Below are 19067 nucleotides of genomic sequence, written 5' to 3'. Positions count from 1 at the left end.
TCTTTGCGTTCCGCTGCAATGCGGCCCATGAAACGCCCCGCCTGGATGCCCGACAACTTCGTGCTCTCGCTGCTCGCCAGCGTAGGGCTGGCCATGCTGCTGCCCGCCCAGGGGCGCGGTGTCGCGCTGCTGCAGGGGCTGACCCAGGCCGCCATCGCGCTGCTGTTCTTCCTGCATGGCAGCAAGTTGTCGCGCCGCGCGGTCTGGGAAGGCCTGCTGCACTGGCGGCTGCATGCCGTCGTGTTCGCAGCGACCTTCGTGCTGTTCCCGCTGCTGGGGCTGGCGCTGCGCCCCTGGCTGGAGCCGCTGGTGGGGCCGACGCTTTATCTCGGCGTGCTCTTCATCTGCGCGCTGCCGTCCACGGTGCAGTCGTCCATCGCCTTCACCTCGGTGGCGCGGGGCAACGTGGCGGCGGCCATGTGCAGCGCCTCCACGTCCAACATTCTGGGCATGGCGCTGACGCCGCTGCTGATGGCCGCGATGGCACGCTGGGTGGGCGCGGCCGCCGAGGGCGGCGCGGTGCAGCTGTCCTGGCACACCTTCGAGGGCATCGTCGGCACGCTGCTGCTGCCCTTCGTCGCCGGGCAGTTGCTGCAGGGATGGACCGGAGCCTGGGTTGCCAGGCACAAGGGCTGGATACGCTGGTCCGACCAGGGCACTATCTTGTTGGTCGTCTATGGCGCCTTCAGCGCGGCCACGGTACAGGGCCTGTACCGTCACCTGCCACCGGCCACGCTGCTGGCGCTGCTGGGCATCTGCGCGCTGCTGCTGGCCATCGTCATGCCGCTGCTGATGGTGATCAGCCGTCGGCTGGGCTTCTCGCGCGAGGACGAGATCGCCATCGTCTTCTGCGGCTCAAAGAAGACCCTGGCCAGCGGTGTGCCCATGGCCCAGATCCTGTTCGCCGGCCAGGCCGTGGGCCTGCTGGTGCTGCCGCTGATGGTGTTCCACCAGCTGCAGCTGATGGTGTGCGCACCGCTGGCGCGGCGCTACGCCGTCGGGCCGCGGCCCGAGCCGGCGCTGCAACGCTGATTACTTCTCGACGAAGGCCCGCTCGATGACGTAGTCGCCCGGCGTCGTCGTGCTGCCTTCCTTGAACTTGCGGATCTCCAGCATCTCCTGCATATCCTTCAGCAGCGCGGGGCTGCCGCACAGCATGATGCGGTCTTCTTCGGGATTCAGCGGCGGCAGGCCCAGGTCGGCCTGCAGCTTGCCGGTCTGGATGAGGTCGGTGATGCGGCCCATGTTCTTGTACGGCTCGCGGGTCACGGTCGGGTAGTACAGCAGCTGCTCGCTGGCGTACTCGCCGAGGAACTCGTGCTGGCGCAGGTCCACGCTGAGGTGGTCGTGATAGGCCAGCTCGGCCACCTCGCGCACGCCGTGCACGATGATGACCTTCTCGAAGCGCTCGTAGGTTTCGGGGTCTCGCACGATGCTGATGAAGGGCGCCAGGCCCGTGCCGCTGCCCAGCAGGTAGAGGTTCTTGCCCGGCAGCAGGTAGTCGATCAGCAGCGTGCCCGTGGGCTTGCGGCCGACGATGATCTTGTCGCCCGGCTTGATGTGCTGCAGGCGCGAGGTCAGCGGGCCGTCCGGCACCTTGATGCTGAGGAACTCCAGGTTCTCTTCGTAGTTGGCGCTGACGATGCTGTAGGCGCGCAGCAGCGGCTTGCCCGTCTCGGTCTTGAGGCCGATCATCGTGAAGTGGCCGTTGGAAAAACGCAGGGCCTGGTCGCGCGTCGTCGTGAAGCTGAACAGGCGGTCGGTCCAGTGGTGGACGGTCAGGACGGTCTCTTCGTGAAAGGCACTCATGGGCGATGAAGGTTGCGGGTTAACCCCGCGATTTTCGCCTTGAGTTGCCACCCCCTTGTCGCATGGGGGTCAGCCAGGGGGCTTCGTGCCTGTCCGGGCCTCAGCTCTTGTGCGGCGAAAGGTCGGTGGCGATGCGCTCGGCCAGCCGGCCCAGCAACGATTCGATGGGGCTGGCATCGGGCATTGCAGCCCATTCCGCCGCTGGCCGCTTGTCGGTGCCGATGATGCGGTAGTCCTTGGTCCAGACCGGCGTGTCAACGCCGGCGGCCTGGATCTGTGCCCGAGCCAGCAGCACCAGCGGCGTGGGGCTGCCTTCCTTGACCCGCGTCATGCGCAGGTCGGCCAGCTTCACGCTCAGCGCATAGGCGGGCGGCTGGGTGGCGCCTGTCACGCCGCCCTGTCCCTGTCCCTGTGCATGCTGCTGCAGCAAGGCGATGAGTTGTTGCTGGGAGGCCGCCGTGTCCAGCCGGGCCGTCAACTCGGCGGGCGCCAGGTCGGTGTTGTTCGTGACTGCGCCGCCGATGACGCCGCTGCTGACGGCCCCCGTCGTCACGGTAATGGGGGCCACGATGCCCAGGCAGCCGGGCGCGGCGAAGGGGATCAGCACGGAACAGATCAGCGCGCCCACCGCCAGGCCGCCGCCGCCGCCCTTGAGCGCGCTGGACCCCGCTGCACCGCCCTTGGTCTGCGGTGTCGGGGCCTGCGTCTCTTCGGGTGCGGCCTGGATCACCATGTGGCGCAGGTCCGCGTCAGCCGGACGGCGGCTGGCGCAGGCGCCCAGCATCATGCAAAGCAGCAGTGTGCAGGCCTTGGCCCTGGAATCCATGCCGTTTCTCCCTGGAACTCGCGCGTTACGACACGGCTGATTCTGCACCGGCCGGCCTGCGGGAATCATGACGCGTCGGGACGATCCAGCAGGCGCGGCCCGGCCCCGGACTCGCCGACCGCGTCGTTCGGGTTGTAGAGCGCGCAGGCCTTGAGCGACAGGCAGCCACAGCCTATGCAGCCCGTCAGCCGGTCGCGCAGCCTTTGCAAGGCCGCGATGCGTTCGTCCAGCACGGGCGCCCAGCTGGCCGACAGCCGCGCCCAGTCCGCCTTGGTGGGCGTGCGTCCCTCGGGCAGCGTGGCGAGCGCGGCCTTGATCTGCGGCAGGCTCAGCCCGACGACCTGGGCCGCGCGGATGAAGGCCACGCGGCGCAGCACGTGGCGCGGGTACTGGCGGTGCCCGCCGGCGCTGCGGCTGCCGGCGATCAGGCCCTCGGACTCGTAAAAGCGCAGGGCGCTGGCCGCGACGCCGGCGCGCTGGGCGAGCTGGCCGATGCTTAAGGGAGCAGGGGAACTTGACTTCAAGTTAACTTGAACTTCGAGCATGCCGCCATGTTCCCACAGCCGAGACCCGTCATGCCGATGAAGACCGCCACGCCCGCTCCTGCCACCCTGGCGCAGCTGCACCACCTGCTCGACGCGGGGGCGGCGCTGTCGCCCACCTATCGCGGACGGCTTAGCAACCACCTCCCCATGGCCCAGCAGGCGCTGCTGGAGCTGGGTGCCTCGGCCGAACGGCTGCAGGCCTGGAGCGAGCATCACGAGACCCAGCTGGAGCCTCGCGTCGCGGCGCGGCCGGGCCGCATCGCCCAGGAGCGTGATCTGGGCCGGACCGATAGCGAGGCTGCCTGGCATGCCCATTTCGCCGCGCGCATCGCGGCCATCGGCGCGGCGGCCGCGCTGCGCGAAGCTCTGCCTTTGCTGCTTGATGGTGCAGGCGCCATCGCCTTCCATGGGCTGATCCGCACCGCCCACGCCGTGCTCGCCGGCCATGAGGGAGAACTCGCCTTCGGTCTGGCCCACTGGGCGGCCCACTATCTGCCGCTGGCGACGACCGCCGGCGGCCCGCCGCTGACGCGGGCTGACTGGTTGCAGGCCTTGCAGAAGCTGCCCCGTCCGGCCCCTGGGTCGGCGGCAGGCCTGATCAGCGACCGCATGCAAGCCTGGGGCGCTTCGCCCGATTTCGCTGCCATCGCCCCCCGGCTGCAGCATGGACCCGGCACGCTGCGCGACATCGCCCTGCTCGCCGCCCGCACCTATGCCTTCACCGGCAACTTCACCGTGCTGCATCTGCTGACGGGCAGCCATGCGATGAGCGTGCTGCAGCCGTGGTGGCCGGCGCCCGAGCTGGCGCGCGGCTTCAGCGTCGCTGCCGCGGCCGGGCTGCTGGCTGCAGGCGTCGGGCCGGCGCTTGTGCTGGACCGCGAGCCCGGCCGCAGCTGGCCGGCGCTGAGCGCGGCGGCCTGCGGGCAGGACGACGCCCACGTCATCAAGCTCGTCCACGCTGCGTGGCGCCTGGACCGTCGCTGGCCCGATCCGGCCTGGCGCTGCGCCGCCGAACGTGCTATTCCATTTTGATGGATAGAAAATTCCAGTAAACTGGAATGCATGGACATCACGCAACGCATCGGGCGCAGGCTGCATGAACTGCGCGCGGCCGCCGGCCTGTCGCTGGACGCGCTGGCCCAGAAGAGCGGCGTCAGCCGCTCCAATATCTCGCTGATCGAACGCGGCCAGAGCAGCCCGACGGCCGTCGTCCTCGACAAGCTGTCGTCGGCGCTGGGCGTCAGCGTCGCATCGATGTTCGAGGCGGGACCGGACGCCAATCCACCGGCCGCACCGTCGCCACTGGCCCGCGTGGACGAGCAGCCGGTCTGGAGCGACCCGGCCTCGGGCTACCGCCGCCGCAACGTCTCACCGCCCGGCGTGTCGCCGCTGCAGCTGGTGGACGTCGTCTTCCCCGCCGGCCAGCGGGTCGCCTTCGAAACCTCGCAGCGCGATGCCGACATCCACCAGTTGATCTGGATGATCGACGGCGTCATGCAGATCACCCATGGCAGCGAGCAGTGGCAGCTCGGCGCCGGCGACTGCCTGGCCGTGCGGCTGGATGCGCCCATCGCCTTTCACAACCCGGGCGACAGCGCGGCGCGCTACCTCGTCGCCCTGACCGGAGCCAGGCCATGAGCACGATCCGAGAACTCGACGGCACCGAAGCCGCGGCCCGCGTCGGCGAACTGGCGCAGGTGCTGCGTGACTGTGTGGAGGGCGGTGCGTCGGTGGGCTTCATGCTGCCGCTGGCCGAAGGGCGTCCGGAGGGGTTCTGGCGCAAGGTGGCCGCCGCAGTGGCGGCGGGCGAGCGTCATCTGTTCGTTGCCGAGGGCGAGGATGGCCGCATATGCGGCACGCTGTCCCTTGTCGTCGACATGCCGGACAACCAGCCGCACCGGGCGGACGTGAGCAAGATGCTGGTGCATCGGGGCGCGCGCCGCCGGGGTGTGGCCGAGCGGTTGTTGCGGGCGCTGGAAGCGAAGGCGCGCGAGCTGGGCCGCACGACGCTGGTGCTGGACACCGTCACGGGCAGCGATGCGTCACGGGTGTACGAGCGGATGGGATGGCTGAGAGCCGGCGACATCCCGAACTTCGCGTTGATGCCGGACGGGCCGGCGTGCTCGACGACTTACTACTTTCGCCAGCTTTGAACCGGGAGCGCCGCATGGAGTTCATCGATTGCAACCTGGATGAGCATGCCGACGCCATCCTCGACATCTTCAACGAGGCCATCGTCAACTCGACGGCGCTGTACGACTACAAGCCGCGCACGCGGGAATCCATGGACGGCTGGTTCAAGACCAAGCAGGCCCATGGCTTTCCGGTCATAGGGGCGGTGGACGGCCAGGGGCGCCTGCTCGGCTTTGCGAGCTACGGCACGTTTCGGGCCTGGCCGGCCTACAAGTACTCGGTCGAGCACTCGGTCTATGTGCACAAGGACCATCGCGGCAAGGGCCTGGGAATGCTGTTGATGGAGCGCCTCATCGCGGCCGCGAGGCAGCAGCAGATGCATGTCATGGTCGGCGGCATCGACATCGCCAACCAGGGCAGCATCGCGCTGCACGAGAAACTCGGCTTCGTGCACTGCGGCACCATCCGCCAGGCCGGGTTCAAGTTCGGCCGCTGGCTGGACCTGGGCTTCTATCAGTTGGTGCTGGACACGCCCGTCCTGCCCGTCGACGGCTGAGTTCAGCCCGTCCTGAACCCGATCCCCCGCCGCTCCCTCACCTCTGGCTTGGCCCGATGTTCGGCCTCCAGCTGTGCCAGGAACTCGTCGGGCGTGAAGGCCTCGCCGAGGATCTCGACTTGCTGGCGCACGGCCGCGAAGTCGCCATGCGTCAGGCAGTCCAGCGCGGCGAGCCTTGAGCGCTGCTCGTCGGTGGGGGCCTCGCCCGCCTCGCGCTCGAACATTGCCGCGCGCTGCTCGGGCTTCAAGGCCTTGAAGCGGATCTTGAACGCGAAGCGCCGCAATGCCGCCTCGTCGAGGTCGTCGAAGAGGTTGGTGGTGCAGATGAACAGCCCGCCGAAGCGCTCCATGCCGGCCAGCATCTCGTTGACCTCGCTGACCTCGTAGTTGCGCTCCGCATGCCTGCGGCTGCGCAGAAAGCTGTCGGCCTCGTCCAGCAGCAGCACGGCGCCTTCGGTTTGCGCCGCCTCGAACATGCGGGCCATGTTCTGCTCGGTCTCGCCGACGAACTTGCTGGCGATGTCGCTGGCCCGCTTCACCATCAGCGGCCGACCCAGCGCCTGGGCGATGTGTTCGGCCAGGGCGGTCTTGCCGCTGCCGGGCGGGCCATAGAAGCACAGCTGGCCCCGTCCCTGTCGGCGCAGCGCCTCGACGATGCGCGGGATCTCGAAGCGGCTCTCGCAGTTCAGCAGTTCCAGCGCGTAGCGCGTCACGCAGGGTCGCGCGAGGCTGCTGGCGTCGTCGCGGCCCAGGGCCTTGTCGGCGTTGAGCAGCTGGCGCTCGATGAGCTTCTCGGCGTCGCCGGCCGATCCGGCCAGCTGCGCGAAGCGCACGGCCGTGCGGATCTGCGCGGGTGTCAGGCCGGGCCGCTCGGCCAGCTTGGCGATGAAACCCTCGCTGACGGCCACATCGGCCAGCGCCCGCGCCACCAGGCCCTGGCGAGCGCCGGGCGGCGGCGACTTCAGCTCCAGGTGGTACTGGAAGCGGCGCCGGAAGGCCGGGTCGATCTGTTCGATGCGGTTGGTGACCCAGATGACGGGCACGGGGTTGGTCTCGAGAATCTGGTTCACCCAGGCCTTGCCACTGACCGAGTTGCCGATGCCGGCTTCGCCGCTTGCATCCAGCCGGCTCAGCAGCGAGGCCGTGTCGCTGGACAGCGGCGGGAATACGTCCTCCACCTCGTCGAACAACAGCGCCACGTTGGCGCTGGCCTTCAGGAAGACCTGGCTGATCTGCAGCGAGCGGTAGCGGTCGCGGCCCGACAGCGAGTTGCCGTCGCGGTCGGCGTACTCGACCTCATACAGGTCCAGCCCCGCGGCGGCGGCGGCTACCTTGGCCAGCTCCGTCTTGCCCGTACCCGGCGGACCGTAGAGCAGCACGTTGACGCCGCTGGCATGCGTGGTCACAGCCTGGCGCAGCAGGCCCTGCAGCAGGGTCAGGTCGTCAGCGACGAACTGGAAGTCGGTGGGCGCCAGCAGGCTCGGGGCGGCCGGCCGCGTGAACACGGCCATCAGGTCGTGCGGTCCCTGGTACTCGCGCATGAGCACCGGCGGCAACTGGTCGCTGACCTTCATCAGGTCGGCCAGGTCGGTGATGTTGTGCTCGGAGATCAGGTTCTCCACCATGCCGATGCGCTCCAGCCGCGAGCCGGCGCGCAGCGCCTCGGCGACCTCACGCTCGTCCACGCCGGCGACGGCCGCGATGGCTGCGAAGGCTTCCTGCGCCGTGTTGACCTTGAACTCGACCAGGGCCCCGCGCAGCTCGCGCTGGTAGCGGGCCAGCGTGCCGTAGAGCAGGATGGCCCGCTCGGCCGGGTTGAGCTGCAGCAGCTTGCCCAGCGCGGCAATGTTCTTCTCGACCAGCGTGGATTCGCGCTTGAGCTGGCGGTCCAGGTGTTCGCAGGTGGTGGCCAGCAAGGCCATCATGTCCTTGGGCGCGTCCTTGACGTACTCGTCGAGGTAGAAGAACAGCGTGCCTTCCGAGAAGGGGCCGCTCCATTGGCCGAAGCGGTCGAGGAAGGCTTCGTCGTTGAGCGCCTCGTGGCCGCGCCACAGCTCGTTGCCGGCGCAACGCAGGCTCAGATAGCCGCGCAGCCGCTGCAGCACCCGGGTGGGCCAGACGAGGTGGCGACCGGTGAAGGAGAGCAGGCCATTGAAGTCGCGCCGCAGGTTGAAGCGGCCGGCGTGCCGCACGGTCAGCGTCAGCACGAACTGCGAGCACATGCGATCCAGCACCGGGGCGCTGTCCAGGCCGGGCGAGGGCAGCACGCGGGCAGCGGACGCCCGGGGGGCTGTCTCTGCGGCGACTCGCTTCACCATCGATGGGCTCCTTGCGCGGCCCGGGGCGGCCGGCGTTGACCCATCTTGTATCAGGCTTGGCGGCAGATCAATGCGTCGCCAGGCTCTTAACCGTTCAGTGCATCACGACCGGCTGCTGGCCCATCAGCGCATAGCGCTCGATGAAGGCGTCGAGTTCGTCCTCGGAGGGCTCGCCCTCGGCGATGAGCGCCTGCACGCCCTGCTGGAAGGATTCCGCCAGCGCGCCCTCGATGAAGATCTCCTTGCGGGCGAACTTGTCGACGATCTCGAAGCCGCCGCGGTTGAGCTGCGGCCCTTCCTCCACGGCGTGGAGCTCGGCGGTCGGCACGTCGAACTGGACGACGATGAAGCTGTCGGAGTTGTAGAGCATGTGCATGGAGTTCTCCTCGGGGCTTCAACTGCGGGTGGGGCCACTGTTTTCAAGCCCCGCTCGCTCCAGATACTGGCAGAACGCCTCGGTGTTCTGCCGATCCCTCGCCCGGGTAACGCGTAGGAAGCGTCAGGAGTTCACGTCGGACAGGTTGATTTCGAAACCACGCGTTTCAGGGTCACCCTGGCGCAGGCGCACCGGCCAGCAGCCGCGCGCCGGATCCAGCCACAGCTCGACGCCCGGGTCGTGGGGGCCCAGGGGCTGGCGGCGCAGATGCAGCATCTCGGCGTCCTCGGGCGCAGCCGCGACGGCTTCGAAGACCCATTCGCGCAGCTCGCCGCGCAGGCCCGCCACCCAGACCCGCCAGCGCCCGCCCGGCGCGCTGGCCTCGGCTCCAGAGGCCTGGACCAGCGCCGCAAGCTGCAGCCACCAGGAGAGCCGGTCCTGCGCCCCCTCGGGCAGGTCGAGCAGGGCCGGGCTGGCAGAGAAGCTGACATGCCGCCCCTCGCTGTCGAAGTTGATGGCCTGGCGGTCCTGGCCGCCGCGCTGCATCGCGAAACGCTCCGGGGCCAGCCCGGCGCTGCCGGTACGGCCCAGGCTCTCCAGCGCGGGCAGGGCGCGCTCGCCAATGAGGCGCGTCAGACGCAGGCTGTAGCGGCCATCGGCCTCGGGGCGCCAGTCCAGCCAGGCCTCGCCATCCTGGCCGCCCTGGCGCAGTCGGTAGTGCCAGGCCGCCGGGCCGGCCAGGCGCAGCGGTGGCACCTCGGGCGGTTTGACCGGCGCGTCGACGACGGCAGGCGCCGGTGGCTGCTCGCCCGCTCGGCTGGCGCGCGCCGTGGGTTGGGGTGGGGCGGGTGGTGCCGGTTCGGGCAGGGCGACGGGTGGGGTGGGCGGCGACAGGGCGACGCTGACGGCCCGGGCCGGCCGGACCGCCTCTGCGCGCGGACTTCCACCAACCAGCAGTGCCGCATGGGCGAGCAGGCTGGCCACAAGCGCCAGCCAGGCGGCACGGGAAGGGAGCGGGGCGGCGCGCATCGCACAATGCTGCCATCTTCCCCGGCCGCTTCCCGGACTCCCTCACATGAAACTCGCCAGCTACGCCGACGGCTCGCGCGACGGCCACCTGGTCGTCGTCTCGCGCGACCTCACCCAGGCCCACTACGCCACCGGCATCGCCACGCGGCTGCAGCAGGTGCTCGACGACTGGGGCTTCATCGCGCCCCAGCTCGAAGACCTCGCCGTGCAGCTCAACCATGGCAAGCTGCGCCATGCCTTCGCCTTCGAGCCCGAGAAGTGCCTGGCACCGCTGCCGCGCGCCTATGGCTGGGCCGTCGTCGATGCCGATGGTGGCGTACAGCGCGAAGCCGGCAGCATCTCGGCGCCGCACCAGCCCTTGCGAGCGCCGGCCCAGGGCCGGCCTGTGCTGGCTGCCATCACGGGCGACCTGGCCGCTGCCAGCGATCCGGCCGCGGCACTGGACGCGCTGCGCCTGCTGACGTTTGCGCTGGATTGGCGCATCGATGGCGAGCTGCTCGCCACGCAATGCGCGCCTCTGGCCGTCACGCCCGACGAACTGGGCGGCGCCTGGAGCGGCGCCCGCCTGCAGGCCCGCCTGCTGGCCTTGCACAACGGCAGCAAGCTGGAGCCGCGCGACGTGGCCGCATCTCCCGGCGAGGCGCTGGCTCGCCTGGCCCGGCTGCGGGCTCTGCGCGCGGGGCAACTGGCCGGTGCAGCGCTGGAACCGCTGGGCCTGGCCCTCGCGCCAGGCGACAGCCTGCACCTGGACCTCAAGACCGCCGAGGGCGTCAGCCTGTTCGGCGCCATCGACCTCGACATTGCCCCCGACACGCCATGAAACCCCTGCCCATCATCATCGACACGGACCCCGGCCAGGACGATGCCATCGCACTGCTGCTGGCGGCCGCCTCGCCCGAGCTGGAGCTGCTGGGGGTGACGACGGTGGCCGGCAACGTGCCGCTGGCGCTGACGACGCTGAACGCCCGCAAGGTCATGGAGCTGGCGGGGCGGCGCGACGTGCCCGTCTGCGCCGGTGCCGACCGGCCGCTGGACGTGCCGCTGGTCACCGCCGAGCATGTGCACGGCGACACCGGCCTGAACGGCGTGGAGTTGCCCGAGCCCACGCTGGCGCTGGACCCGCGCCATGCGGTGGACTTCATCATCCAGACGCTGCGCGAACAAGAGGCCGGGACGGTGACGCTGTGCCCGCTGGGCCCGCTGACCAACATTGCGCTCGCGCTGCGCCAGGCTCCGGACATCGCGCCGCGCATCCGCCGCATCGTGCTGATGGGCGGCGGCTTCTTCGAGGGCGGCAACGTGACGCCGGCGGCCGAGTTCAACATCTACGTCGACCCGCAGGCCGCCCATGAGGTCTTCACGAGCGGCGTGCCCATCACGATGGCGCCGCTGGACGTCACGCATGAGGCGCTGACGACGGCAGCGCGAATCGCAGCGCTGCGCGCTCTGCCCAACCGCGTGGGCACCGCCGTTGCGGCCTGGATGGAGTTCTTCGAGCGCTACGACGAGCAGAAGTACGGCCAGGACGGCGGCCCGCTGCACGACCCGTGCGTCATCGCCTTCCTGCTCAAGCCCGAGCTGTTCTCCAGCCGCGACTGCAATGTGCGCATCGAGACGAAGAGCGAGCTCACGCGCGGCATGACCGTCATCGACTGGTGGGCCGTCACTGAGCTGCCCGCCAACGCGCAGGTGCTGCGCCACGTCGACGCGGACGGCTTCTTCGCGTTGCTGACACAGCGGCTGGCGCGGCTGGGCTGAGAGTCAGGCGGATGTGCCGTTGTGCTCCTGCTCTCTGACCATGCGGTTGGCGATGAGGAAGTTGCGCTGAACCTCATTCTTGCCAGCCAGCTGGGAGCGTTCCAGCGTCGCAGAGACCTCGCCAGCGTCCGATGCCTGCAGCCGCCGCGCCTCTGGTTTGGAGAGGGCGATTTCGTCGCCGCAGCCCTCGCACACCGTCGAGTACTTGTTCCTGAAGGGCAGGGTGCGCATGTAAAACAGCGTCACCCACTCGGTCTCCTGAAGCAGCACCCACTGCCGGTGGCGCTGGCAGACAAAGCAGTAGCAGCGTGCCAGCTGCGACAGCGGCCGCCGTTCTTTGAGCCAGCCATAGACAACGAACATGGGCTCCCCCCAAAGCTCACTGCGCGTGACGGCAGCGTTCGCACATTGTCCTGGCGCTCTGCGAACTCCCAGAAGTGTGGAAACCCGGGCAGGTCTCAGCCCTGCAGTGACCTCGTCACGAGCCTGAAGTCCGGGTCCTCCGGGAAAGGCTTGGCCGTGAAGCCCAGGCCGCGCATCAGCTTGAGCATGTCGGTGTTGTTGCTCAGCACCAGACCCTCGATGTCGGCCAGGCCTTTCTCGCGGGCCACGTCGGTGATGCCTTCCATCAGCCGCGAACCCAGGCCCTTGCCGCCGAAGTCGTCGGCCACCAGCAGGCTGAATTCGCAACTGGTCTGGTCGGGGTTGGTGATGATGCGCGACACGCCCACGATGCGCTCGCACTCGTCGAAGCCGCCGTCGTCGCGCGCCGTGCGTTCCGTGTAGACGGCCACCAATGCCATCTCGCGGTCGTAGTCGATCAGCGTCAGCCGCGCCAGCAGCCCTGGTGGTAGCTCCTTGATGGCGCTGGCGAAGCGGAAGTAGCGGCTCTCGGGCTTGAGCCCGCGCACCAGCTCCTGCAGCATCTGCGCATCGTCGGGCCGTACGGGGCGCACGGTGACCTCGCCGCCGCCGGCGAGCGGCCAGACCTGCTCGAAGCGAGCCGGGTAGGGCAGGATGGCCAGGTGCCCGTAGTCGAAGGCGCGCGGGCTGCCGACCTGCGGGCCGGGCTGCAGCACGACGCGCGCGTCCACCGCGATGGCACCTTGCTCGTCGACGATCAGCGGGTTGATGTCCATCTCGCGCAGCTGCGGGAACTCGCACACCATCTCTGACACGCGCAGCAGCACGCGCTCCAATGCCTCCAGGTCTGCCGGCGCACCACCGCCCCAGCCCTCGGCCAGCGTCTCGGCGACGCGGGCGCGCTCGACGAGGCGGCGCGCCAGGAACTGGTTCAGCGGCGGCAGCTCCATCGCACGATCCGCAATCAGCTCGATCATGGTGCCGCCGGCGCCGAACACGATGGTGGGTCCGAAGGCTTCGTCGGTCACCAGGCCCACGCAGACCTCGCGGCCACCACGGCTGCGCTGGGCTCGCGCCATCTTCTGCACCGTGACGCCGTTGATGCGCGCCTGCGGCTGCAGCCGCTTCACGCGGGCCACCATCTCGTTGTAGGCGTCGCGCGCGGCCGAGCCGCTCTGGATGTTCAGTGCCACGCCCTGCACGTCGCTCTTGTGCGGGATGTCGGGCGAGTCGATCTTCAAGGCCACCGGGAAGCCGATCTGCGTCGCGAGCATCATGGCCTCGTTGGCGCTGCGCGCCAGCACCGTAGGCGTGACCGGGATGTGGAAGGCGGCCAGCAGCGCCTTGCTCTCCATCTCGGTCAGCGTGCGGCGGCGCTCGGCCAGCACGCTCTCGATGAGCAGCCGGGCGGCTTCGACGTCAGGCTCGGCGAGGCTGGACATGGGCGGCGGCGTCTGCTGCAGCAACTGCTGGTTGGCGTAGAACGACGCGATATTGCCGAAGGCGCCCACGGCGGCCTCGGGTGTGCGGAAGTTGGCTATCGAGCCATCGTTGAGCACGCGACGTGCGTCGAGGACCGAGGCGTCGCCCATCCAGCAGGCCAGCAGAGGCTTGGCCGTGGCGGCCTTGGCGGCGACGACGGCGCGCGCCGTCTCGGTGGCGTCGGAGCCGATCTGCGGCGCATAGATGGCCAGCAGCCCGTCGACCGCCGGGTCCTGCGCGGCGGCCTCGATGGCGGCGCGGAAGTGTTCGGGCGTGGCCGCGGCCGACAGGTCGATCAGGTCCGCCAGCGAGGCCAGCTCGGGCAGGTGCGGCTGCAGCGCGCGGGCCACGTCGGACGACAGCTTGCCCAGCTGCAGGCCGATCTCGCTGACCCAGTCGGCCGCCAGAACGCCGGGGCCGCCGCCGTTGGTGATGATGGCCAGGCGCTTGCCTACCGGGCGGTAGCGCGCAGCCAGGCATTTGGCGGCCGAGAACAGCTCGACGAAGCTGCGCACGCGCACCGCGCCGGCACGGCGCAGCGCAGCGTCGAAGACGTCGTCGCTGCCGACGATCGCGCGGCTGTGCGTCAGCGCCGCCTCGTTGCCGGCGCTGCGCCGGCCGGCCTTGAGCACCACCACCGGCTTGGCATAGGCCGCCGAGCGCAGCGCGCTCATGAAGCGGCGTGCGCTGGAGATGCCTTCCAGGTAGACGACGATGCTCTGCGTGCGCGCGTCGGCGGCCAGGAAGTCCAGCACCTGGGCCAGGTCCACCGCCGCGTTGGGGCCCAGCGACACGACCTGGCTGAAGCCCACCTGGTTTTGCCGCGCCCAGTCCAGCATTGCCGAGGTCAGTGCGCCGGACTGCGAGACCAGTGCCAGCGAGCCTTGCGCCGCCAGCGGCCCGGCCGCGCTGGCGTTCAGGTTCAGGTGCGGGCGCTGGAAGCCCAGGCAGTTGGGGCCCAGCAGGTGCACGCCCTCGCGGCGGGCGATGCGCTTGAGCTGGGCTGCCTGGCCGGGCTCGATGCCGTCGCTGACGATGAGCGCTGATCGGCAGGCGATGCGGCCGGCCATCTCCAGCGCGCCGGCGATCTCGTCGGCCGGCAGGGCGATGATGGCCAGATCGGCGCGCGAGCGCGCCAGATCGCCCAGCGTGCCGGTCGTCTCGCCATGCAGGAATTGCGGCGGGCTGGCGCCCGGCGCCTGCGTCAGCGCCGCGCGCAGCACGCGGGCCTGGCGCGTCTGGCGCTCGGGCTCCTCCGGCGGGCCGGCGAAGACGACCACCGAGCGGGGCATGAACAGAGGGGTCAGGAAATGGTGGTCCATGCGATGACTCTAGGGCCTGTGAACCTGGGCGGGGCGACGGCTCAGTCGGCCCCGATCAGCACCTTGACGTGGGCCGCGACGCTGCGCGCCAGCGGGTTGAGCATATAGCCGCCCTCCAGGCAGGAGATGACGCGGCCGTGGCAGTGGCGCCAGGCCAGGTCCACCAGCTGGCGGGTGACCCATTCAAAGTCGGCATCGACGAGGCCCAGGTTGGCCATGTCGTCGTCGCGGTGCGCGTCAAAGCCGGCGCTGATGTAGATCAGTTCGGGCTGGAAACGTTCCAGGGCCGGCAGCCAGTGCTCGGTGACCGCAGCGCGGAAGGCTGCGCTGCCGCTGCGCGGCGCCAGGCCTACGTTGACGAGGTTGGGCGCATCCTTCAACTGACGGGCGTCCTCGCCGTTGAAGGGGTAGAGGCCGGACTCGAAGCTGCTGCACATCAGTACGCGTTCGTCCCCGGCCAGGATGTCCTCGCTGCCGTTGCCATGGTGGACGTCGAAGTCGATCAGCGCGACGCGCTGCAGGCCGTGGACGTCCAGAGCATGGCGGATGCCGACGGCCACGTTGTTGAAGAAGCAAAAGCCCATGGCCGCCGAACGCTCGGCGTGGTGGCCGGGCGGGCGCACCGCGCAGAAGGCGGCCGATGCCTGGCCGCCCAGCACGAGATCGGTGGCCAGCACGGCCGCGCCCGCGGCCCGCAGCGCTGCGCTCACGGTATGGCGGTTCATGCGTGTATCCGGGTCTACCTGCACATAGCCCTCGGCGGGCGCGGCATCCAGCATCCGCCGCACGTGCAGGGCCGTGTGCGCCCGCTCCAGCTGCGCCTCGGTGACCAGCGGCGCGTCGTAGGGCAGCATGTAGTCGAGCAGACCGCGGGCCAGCAGCAGGTCGGCGATGGCGCCCAGACGCTCCGGGCACTCGGGGTGCCCCTCGCCCATCTCGTGGCGGGCGCAGTCAGGGTGGCTGATGTAGGCGGGCAGCATGGTTTGTCTCCTGGCACCATGCTAGGCAGCCGCGCCGCGGGCGCCTTGACGCAGGACAAGCGTCGGGCCGGCCGTGCCCGGTGGCAAGATGGCTGCCGTCTTTCCCCTGGAGTACTGCCATGCACCGTCGCCTCATCCTCACCAGCGCGCCCGCCCTGTTGCTGCTGCGCCCGGCCTGGGCCCTGAGCCTGAGCGAGGGCGATGCCAACGCCGGCATACGCACGGCGCTCGAGCGAGGCGCCAACGCGGCGGTGGCCTTGCTGGGGCGGCCCGACGGATTCCTCGGCAATCCCCTCGTCAAGATCCAGCTGCCGGGCTACCTGAAGGATGCCTCCAGGCTGCTGAAGGCCACCGGCCAGGGCGCCAGGCTGGACGAACTCGTCACCGCGATGAACCGCGCCGCCGAGGCCGCCGTGCCGGCGGCCAAGCCGCTGCTCGTCAAGGCCGTGAAGGACATGAGCGTGGAGGACGGCCTGAAGATCCTCAAGGGCGGCGATGACTCGGTGACGCAGTTCTTCGCCACCAAGACGCGCGAGCCGCTGGGGCAGCAGTTCCTGCCCATCGTGACGCAGGCGACCGAGAAGGTGTCGCTGGCCGACAAGTACAACGCCGTCGCCAAGAAGGCCGGCGGATTCGGGCTCGTCAAGGGCGACGAGGCCAACATCCAGCAGTACGTCACCGCGCGGGCGCTGGACGGCCTCTACCGCATCATTGGCGAGGAGGAGAAGAAGATTCGCCAGGACCCGGTCGGCACCGGCAGCGCCATCCTGAAGAAGGTCTTTGGCGGCCTGGGCGGCTGAACGACAATCCCCGGTCCCGCAAGCCGGCACCGTTCATGAATTCCGATCTTCCCGAATCCGCTCCTGCTCCCACGCCCGAGGCCGCCGAGGCTGCTGCCGGGCCCGTCGCGGCCCCGGCCGCCGACGCGACGGCGGAGCTCAAGGCCCTGTTTCCGGCCCTGTTCACCGGCAAGCCCAAGCCCGTCAAGCTGCGCATCCAGGCCGACATCCAGGAGCGCGCGCCTGGCCGCTTCACCAAAGCCCAGCTCAGCGCGTTCCTGCGCCGCCATACCGGCGGCACCGGATACCTGATCGCGCTGACCCAGGCCAAGACCCGTTTCGACCTCGACGGCAATCCGGCCGGCGAGATCACCGAGGAGCACCTGGCCGCGGCGCGCGAGGAGCTGGCGCGCCGCAAGGGTGTGCAGCAGGAGCGCCAGCAGCTGGAGGTGCAGCAGCGCCGCAACCGCGCTCAGCTGCTGTGGGACTTCGAACGCACAACGCTGACCGAGGCCAATTTCTGCGTCCTCAAGGGCGTGGTGCCCGAGGAGCTGCCTGGCCTGCTGGAGATCGCGCGCAAGGAGCGCGCCGAGGCGCCGCCGGCCCCGCCGCGCGAGGCGCGCCGCGATGGCCCGCCGCGCGAGGCGCGCCGCGATGGCCCGCCGCGCCGCGACGAGCGCCGCCCGGGTGGCGGTGGCCGCCCTGACGGTCGCTCCGAGGGCCGGCCCGAGGGCCGCCGCGAAGGCGGGCGGCCGCCGCAGCGCCAGGGCCGCAAGCCCGACCAGCCGCGTCGCGATCAGGCCGCGGGCAAGCCGCAGGCACCCCAGGCCCAGGAGACCCGGGAGGCGCTGCCGCCCGAGGATCAGACCGCCGCGTAACGCTGTTCCAGGTAGGCGAGCAGGGTGCGGATGGTCTGCGCCTCGCCGCCAACCGGCCGGCCGGCGCGCGGTGCGTCGTTCCAGGCGAACAGGTCCACGTGCAGCCAGTCCTGCTGGGCCGGCAGGAAGTCCTCCAGGAACAGCGCCGCATTGATGGCGCCGGCCAGCGCGCTCTTGCCGGTGTTGACGATGTCGCCGATCGTGCTCTCGATGCCGGCGTGGTACGGCGCCCACAGCGGCATGTGCCACAGTGGATCATCCAGCTTCAGGCCCAGGTCCACGAGGTCGCGCGCCGTGTCCATGTGCTTGGCGAACAGTGCCGGCAGCTGGGCGCCCAAAGCGACGCGGGCCGCGCCAGTCAGCGTGGCCAGGTCGATGACGAGGTCGGGCTTGCCTTCGGCGGCATAGGCCAGCGCGTCGCTCAGCACCACGCGGCCTTCGGCGTCGGTGTTGCCGATCTCGATGTGCAGTCCTTTGCGGGTCTTGATGATGTCGCCGGGCCGGTAGGCATTGCCGGAGATCGAGTTCTCCACCGCCGGGATCAGCAGTTGCAGCCGCACCGGCAGCTTGAAGGCCATGATGAGGCCGGCCAGGCCCAGCGCGTTGGCCGCGCCGCCCATGTCCTTCTTCATCTGACGCATGCCCTCGCCGGACTTGATGTTCAGCCCGCCGGTGTCGAAGCACACGCCCTTGCCCACCAGGGCCAGGCGGGGGTGCTTGGGGTTGCCCCAGTTCAGCTCGATCAGGCGAGGTGAGCGCACGCTCGCCCGGCCAACCGCATGGATGCTCGGGAAATTCTTCTTCAACAGCGCGTCGCCAACAACCTCGGAGAAGGTCGCGCCGTACTGCTTGGCCAGCGCCTTGGCAGCGCCGGCAAGTTCGGCCGGGCCCATGTGTTCGGCCGGCGTGTTGACGAGGTCGCGCGTTGCGGCGATGGCGTGGGCCAGGGCGAGGCCGCGCTCGGCGTCGGCTCCACCCTTCAGTGCCAACGTTGCCGGGGCGCGTTTGGCCGGCTTGTAGAGGTCGAAGCGGTAGCCACCCAGCTCCCACGACATCGCCGCCGCCTCCGGCTGCAGCGGCAGTCCGGCGTCGTCGAGCTTGTAGACACCCTCGGGCAGCACCAGCGGCAGGTGGCTGAGCGCGAACGGGTGGGCCGAGTGGGCCACGCCGGCAAACACCTGGGCCAGCCGGCCGTCGGCGCCGGGCACCAGGGCATGGCTATCGGCGGCGCCGACGAATCCGACCGTTGCCAGCCAGGCGCGGGTGGCCTCGGGCAGGCCGGCGGCCAGCGCCTGGAAGGCGGCGCGGTCGACGACGGTGATGGGGGTGGCCTTGGCCGGGAGGGTCTTCTTCAGCTGGACGGTCATCGCGGGAGTCCTGGATTTCCAAAGCCGGCATTGTCGGCACAGAAGAGTGCAAAGAAATGTGTGCGACCTGTCAACCGCTGCCGCAGGGCTGGCGTTGTGCCTCCCAATCGCGCCGCAATCGGCGTGAGACGGCCCCCGAAAGGCCAGACAAGATCGCCATCATGAAGATCCAGCCCCGCACCGAAACCCAGCCCCGCCGCCTTCCCGCGCCCGAGGCGGGCCTGGCCTGGAGCGCCGAGGAATCCGTCGACAAGGGCCGCAAGCACGAGGCCTTCGACACCGGCTTCTACAGCGGCGAACGCCGCGGCTTGGCCCGCGCGATGCGCCTGGACCGCAAGCGCTGAGTCGGGACCGGGCCCAGTGCCTGCGCACTGGGAGACGGCCTGCGAAGGCTGGCCGGCGGGCATGAGCCAGGGCCGCGAACAAGCCTTGCGCATCGGGTGACGCCTCGCAAAGGCACGCCCCCGGGGTGCGCCCGGCCGGCCCGAAGCGTCGCCGAACGCCCGGCCGCCCCCCCGAACTGCGGGTTTCGTTTTTTGGCGTTGT

The 19067-nt window shown here is 70.0% G+C and carries 20 protein-coding genes; 10 read left to right on the top strand and 10 right to left on the bottom strand.

The window, feature by feature from the left end:
• The first annotated feature begins 27 nt into the window (after positions 1 to 27).
• Complete coding sequence (locus QM732_RS21580; RefSeq protein ID WP_415658144.1) at positions 28 to 1032, top strand: bile acid:sodium symporter family protein; 1005 nt, start codon at positions 28 to 30, stop codon at positions 1030 to 1032.
• Here QM732_RS21580 and QM732_RS21575 read toward each other — a convergent pair whose 3' ends face one another.
• From QM732_RS21575 to soxR, 3 genes are all read right to left on the bottom strand, one after another.
• Positions 1033 to 1809, bottom strand: a complete 777-nt coding sequence (locus tag QM732_RS21575) for a ferredoxin--NADP reductase (RefSeq protein WP_415658143.1) — start codon at positions 1807 to 1809, stop codon at positions 1033 to 1035. It abuts the gene before it with no gap.
• A 100-nt stretch (positions 1810 to 1909) separates the two neighbouring features.
• Positions 1910 to 2635: a hypothetical protein gene (locus QM732_RS21570; protein ID WP_415658142.1), complete on the bottom strand. Its 726-nt coding sequence runs from the start codon at positions 2633 to 2635 to the stop codon at positions 1910 to 1912.
• Positions 2636 to 2700: 65 nt separating this feature from the next.
• Entirely contained in the window at positions 2701 to 3159 is a 459-nt protein-coding gene (soxR, locus tag QM732_RS21565) for a redox-sensitive transcriptional activator SoxR (RefSeq protein ID WP_415658141.1), read from the bottom strand.
• 51 nt (positions 3160 to 3210) lie between these two features.
• On the opposite strand from soxR, the gene QM732_RS21560 reads away from it, so the two are divergent.
• Genes QM732_RS21560 through QM732_RS21545 form a run of 4 tightly spaced genes read left to right on the top strand, consistent with a single transcriptional unit; the run spans position 3211 to position 5869 of the window.
• Positions 3211 to 4212: a questin oxidase family protein gene (locus tag QM732_RS21560; RefSeq protein ID WP_415658140.1), complete on the top strand. Its 1002-nt coding sequence runs from the start codon at positions 3211 to 3213 to the stop codon at positions 4210 to 4212.
• 30 nt (positions 4213 to 4242) lie between these two features.
• Positions 4243 to 4818 carry a helix-turn-helix domain-containing protein gene (locus QM732_RS21555; RefSeq protein ID WP_415658139.1) on the top strand — a complete coding sequence of 192 codons (576 nt, stop codon included), beginning with the start codon at positions 4243 to 4245 and terminating at the stop codon, positions 4816 to 4818.
• Complete coding sequence (locus QM732_RS21550; RefSeq protein WP_415658138.1) at positions 4815 to 5333, top strand: GNAT family N-acetyltransferase; 519 nt, start codon at positions 4815 to 4817, stop codon at positions 5331 to 5333. The genes QM732_RS21555 and QM732_RS21550 overlap by 4 nt, the downstream gene beginning before the upstream one ends.
• Positions 5334 to 5347: 14 nt before the next feature.
• Positions 5348 to 5869, top strand: coding sequence for a GNAT family N-acetyltransferase (locus QM732_RS21545; protein ID WP_415658137.1), 522 nt, complete (start codon positions 5348 to 5350; stop codon positions 5867 to 5869).
• Between the two features lie 2 nt (positions 5870 to 5871).
• Here QM732_RS21545 and QM732_RS21540 read toward each other — a convergent pair whose 3' ends face one another.
• From QM732_RS21540 to QM732_RS21530, 3 genes are all read right to left on the bottom strand, one after another.
• Complete coding sequence (locus QM732_RS21540; RefSeq protein ID WP_415658136.1) at positions 5872 to 8187, bottom strand: ATP-binding protein; 2316 nt, start codon at positions 8185 to 8187, stop codon at positions 5872 to 5874.
• Between the two features lie 94 nt (positions 8188 to 8281).
• Positions 8282 to 8563 (bottom strand): DUF3567 domain-containing protein, encoded by a 282-nt coding sequence (locus QM732_RS21535; protein ID WP_415658135.1) that lies wholly within the window; start codon positions 8561 to 8563, stop codon positions 8282 to 8284.
• 123 nt (positions 8564 to 8686) lie between these two features.
• Entirely contained in the window at positions 8687 to 9592 is a 906-nt protein-coding gene (locus tag QM732_RS21530) for a hypothetical protein (RefSeq protein WP_415658134.1), read from the bottom strand.
• A gap of 46 nt (positions 9593 to 9638) precedes the next feature.
• On the opposite strand from QM732_RS21530, the gene QM732_RS21525 reads away from it, so the two are divergent.
• Together QM732_RS21525 and QM732_RS21520 are read left to right on the top strand one after the other, a co-directional pair.
• The gene (locus tag QM732_RS21525) at positions 9639 to 10412 is read left to right on the top strand and encodes a fumarylacetoacetate hydrolase (RefSeq protein WP_415658133.1); all 774 of its coding nucleotides are present in this window, start codon (positions 9639 to 9641) and stop codon (positions 10410 to 10412) included.
• Positions 10409 to 11350 carry a nucleoside hydrolase gene (locus QM732_RS21520; RefSeq protein WP_415658132.1) on the top strand — a complete coding sequence of 314 codons (942 nt, stop codon included), beginning with the start codon at positions 10409 to 10411 and terminating at the stop codon, positions 11348 to 11350. Before QM732_RS21525 ends, QM732_RS21520 begins: the two co-directional genes overlap by 4 nt.
• A 3-nt stretch (positions 11351 to 11353) precedes the next feature.
• Here the strand turns inward: QM732_RS21520 and QM732_RS21515 are convergent, their stop codons facing one another.
• From QM732_RS21515 to QM732_RS21505, 3 genes are all read right to left on the bottom strand, one after another.
• The gene (locus tag QM732_RS21515; protein ID WP_415658131.1) at positions 11354 to 11713 is read right to left on the bottom strand and encodes a hypothetical protein; all 360 of its coding nucleotides are present in this window, start codon (positions 11711 to 11713) and stop codon (positions 11354 to 11356) included.
• 95 nt (positions 11714 to 11808) lie between these two features.
• A complete protein-coding gene (locus QM732_RS21510; protein ID WP_415658130.1) occupies positions 11809 to 14517 on the bottom strand; it encodes a GNAT family N-acetyltransferase in 2709 nt (902 codons plus the stop codon).
• 41 nt (positions 14518 to 14558) lie between these two features.
• A complete protein-coding gene (locus tag QM732_RS21505; RefSeq protein WP_415658129.1) occupies positions 14559 to 15497 on the bottom strand; it encodes a histone deacetylase family protein in 939 nt (312 codons plus the stop codon).
• A 119-nt stretch (positions 15498 to 15616) separates the two neighbouring features.
• On the opposite strand from QM732_RS21505, the gene QM732_RS21500 reads away from it, so the two are divergent.
• Positions 15617 to 16297, top strand: a complete 681-nt coding sequence (locus tag QM732_RS21500; RefSeq protein ID WP_415658128.1) for a DUF4197 domain-containing protein — start codon at positions 15617 to 15619, stop codon at positions 16295 to 16297.
• A 35-nt stretch (positions 16298 to 16332) separates the two neighbouring features.
• A complete protein-coding gene (locus tag QM732_RS21495) occupies positions 16333 to 17154 on the top strand; it encodes a ProQ/FINO family protein (protein ID WP_415658127.1) in 822 nt (273 codons plus the stop codon).
• Here the strand turns inward: QM732_RS21495 and QM732_RS21490 are convergent.
• Positions 17139 to 18521, bottom strand: coding sequence for a leucyl aminopeptidase family protein (locus tag QM732_RS21490; RefSeq protein WP_415658126.1), 1383 nt, complete (start codon positions 18519 to 18521; stop codon positions 17139 to 17141). The genes QM732_RS21495 and QM732_RS21490 overlap by 16 nt on opposite strands.
• Before the next feature lie 161 nt (positions 18522 to 18682).
• Between QM732_RS21490 and QM732_RS21485 the strand changes: the two genes are divergently transcribed.
• On the top strand, positions 18683 to 18865 hold the full coding sequence (locus QM732_RS21485; RefSeq protein WP_415658125.1) for a hypothetical protein: 183 nt from the start codon (positions 18683 to 18685) through the stop codon (positions 18863 to 18865).
• Positions 18866 to 19067: the final 202 nt, after the last annotated feature.

Source organism: Roseateles sp. (genome assembly GCF_047654805.1).
In the GTDB taxonomy this organism is placed as follows: Bacteria; Pseudomonadota; Gammaproteobacteria; order Burkholderiales; family Burkholderiaceae_C; genus Pelomonas.
This window is presented reverse-complemented; position numbering and strand designations above follow the sequence as displayed.

Excerpts from the sequence above, each read along its gene's own strand:
- QM732_RS21560 (WP_415658140.1), top strand. The coding sequence starts at position 3,211 with ATGCCGATGAAGACCGCCACGCCCGCTCCTGCCACCCTGGCGCAGCTG.
- QM732_RS21540 (WP_415658136.1), bottom strand. The coding sequence starts at position 8,187 with ATGGTGAAGCGAGTCGCCGCAGAGACAGCCCCCCGGGCGTCCGCTGCC.
- QM732_RS21515 (WP_415658131.1), bottom strand. The coding sequence starts at position 11,713 with ATGTTCGTTGTCTATGGCTGGCTCAAAGAACGGCGGCCGCTGTCGCAG.
- QM732_RS21570 (WP_415658142.1), bottom strand. The coding sequence starts at position 2,635 with ATGGATTCCAGGGCCAAGGCCTGCACACTGCTGCTTTGCATGATGCTG.
- QM732_RS21535 (WP_415658135.1), bottom strand. The coding sequence starts at position 8,563 with ATGCACATGCTCTACAACTCCGACAGCTTCATCGTCGTCCAGTTCGAC.
- QM732_RS21555 (WP_415658139.1), top strand. The coding sequence starts at position 4,243 with ATGGACATCACGCAACGCATCGGGCGCAGGCTGCATGAACTGCGCGCG.
- QM732_RS21525 (WP_415658133.1), top strand. The coding sequence starts at position 9,639 with ATGAAACTCGCCAGCTACGCCGACGGCTCGCGCGACGGCCACCTGGTC.
- QM732_RS21500 (WP_415658128.1), top strand. The coding sequence starts at position 15,617 with ATGCACCGTCGCCTCATCCTCACCAGCGCGCCCGCCCTGTTGCTGCTG.
- QM732_RS21550 (WP_415658138.1), top strand. The coding sequence starts at position 4,815 with ATGAGCACGATCCGAGAACTCGACGGCACCGAAGCCGCGGCCCGCGTC.
- QM732_RS21505 (WP_415658129.1), bottom strand. The coding sequence starts at position 15,497 with ATGCTGCCCGCCTACATCAGCCACCCTGACTGCGCCCGCCACGAGATG.
- QM732_RS21490 (WP_415658126.1), bottom strand. The coding sequence starts at position 18,521 with ATGACCGTCCAGCTGAAGAAGACCCTCCCGGCCAAGGCCACCCCCATC.
- QM732_RS21485 (WP_415658125.1), top strand. The coding sequence starts at position 18,683 with ATGAAGATCCAGCCCCGCACCGAAACCCAGCCCCGCCGCCTTCCCGCG.
- QM732_RS21495 (WP_415658127.1), top strand. The coding sequence starts at position 16,333 with ATGAATTCCGATCTTCCCGAATCCGCTCCTGCTCCCACGCCCGAGGCC.
- QM732_RS21580 (WP_415658144.1), top strand. The coding sequence starts at position 28 with ATGAAACGCCCCGCCTGGATGCCCGACAACTTCGTGCTCTCGCTGCTC.
- QM732_RS21575 (WP_415658143.1), bottom strand. The coding sequence starts at position 1,809 with ATGAGTGCCTTTCACGAAGAGACCGTCCTGACCGTCCACCACTGGACC.
- QM732_RS21545 (WP_415658137.1), top strand. The coding sequence starts at position 5,348 with ATGGAGTTCATCGATTGCAACCTGGATGAGCATGCCGACGCCATCCTC.
- QM732_RS21510 (WP_415658130.1), bottom strand. The coding sequence starts at position 14,517 with ATGGACCACCATTTCCTGACCCCTCTGTTCATGCCCCGCTCGGTGGTC.
- QM732_RS21520 (WP_415658132.1), top strand. The coding sequence starts at position 10,409 with ATGAAACCCCTGCCCATCATCATCGACACGGACCCCGGCCAGGACGAT.
- QM732_RS21530 (WP_415658134.1), bottom strand. The coding sequence starts at position 9,592 with ATGCGCGCCGCCCCGCTCCCTTCCCGTGCCGCCTGGCTGGCGCTTGTG.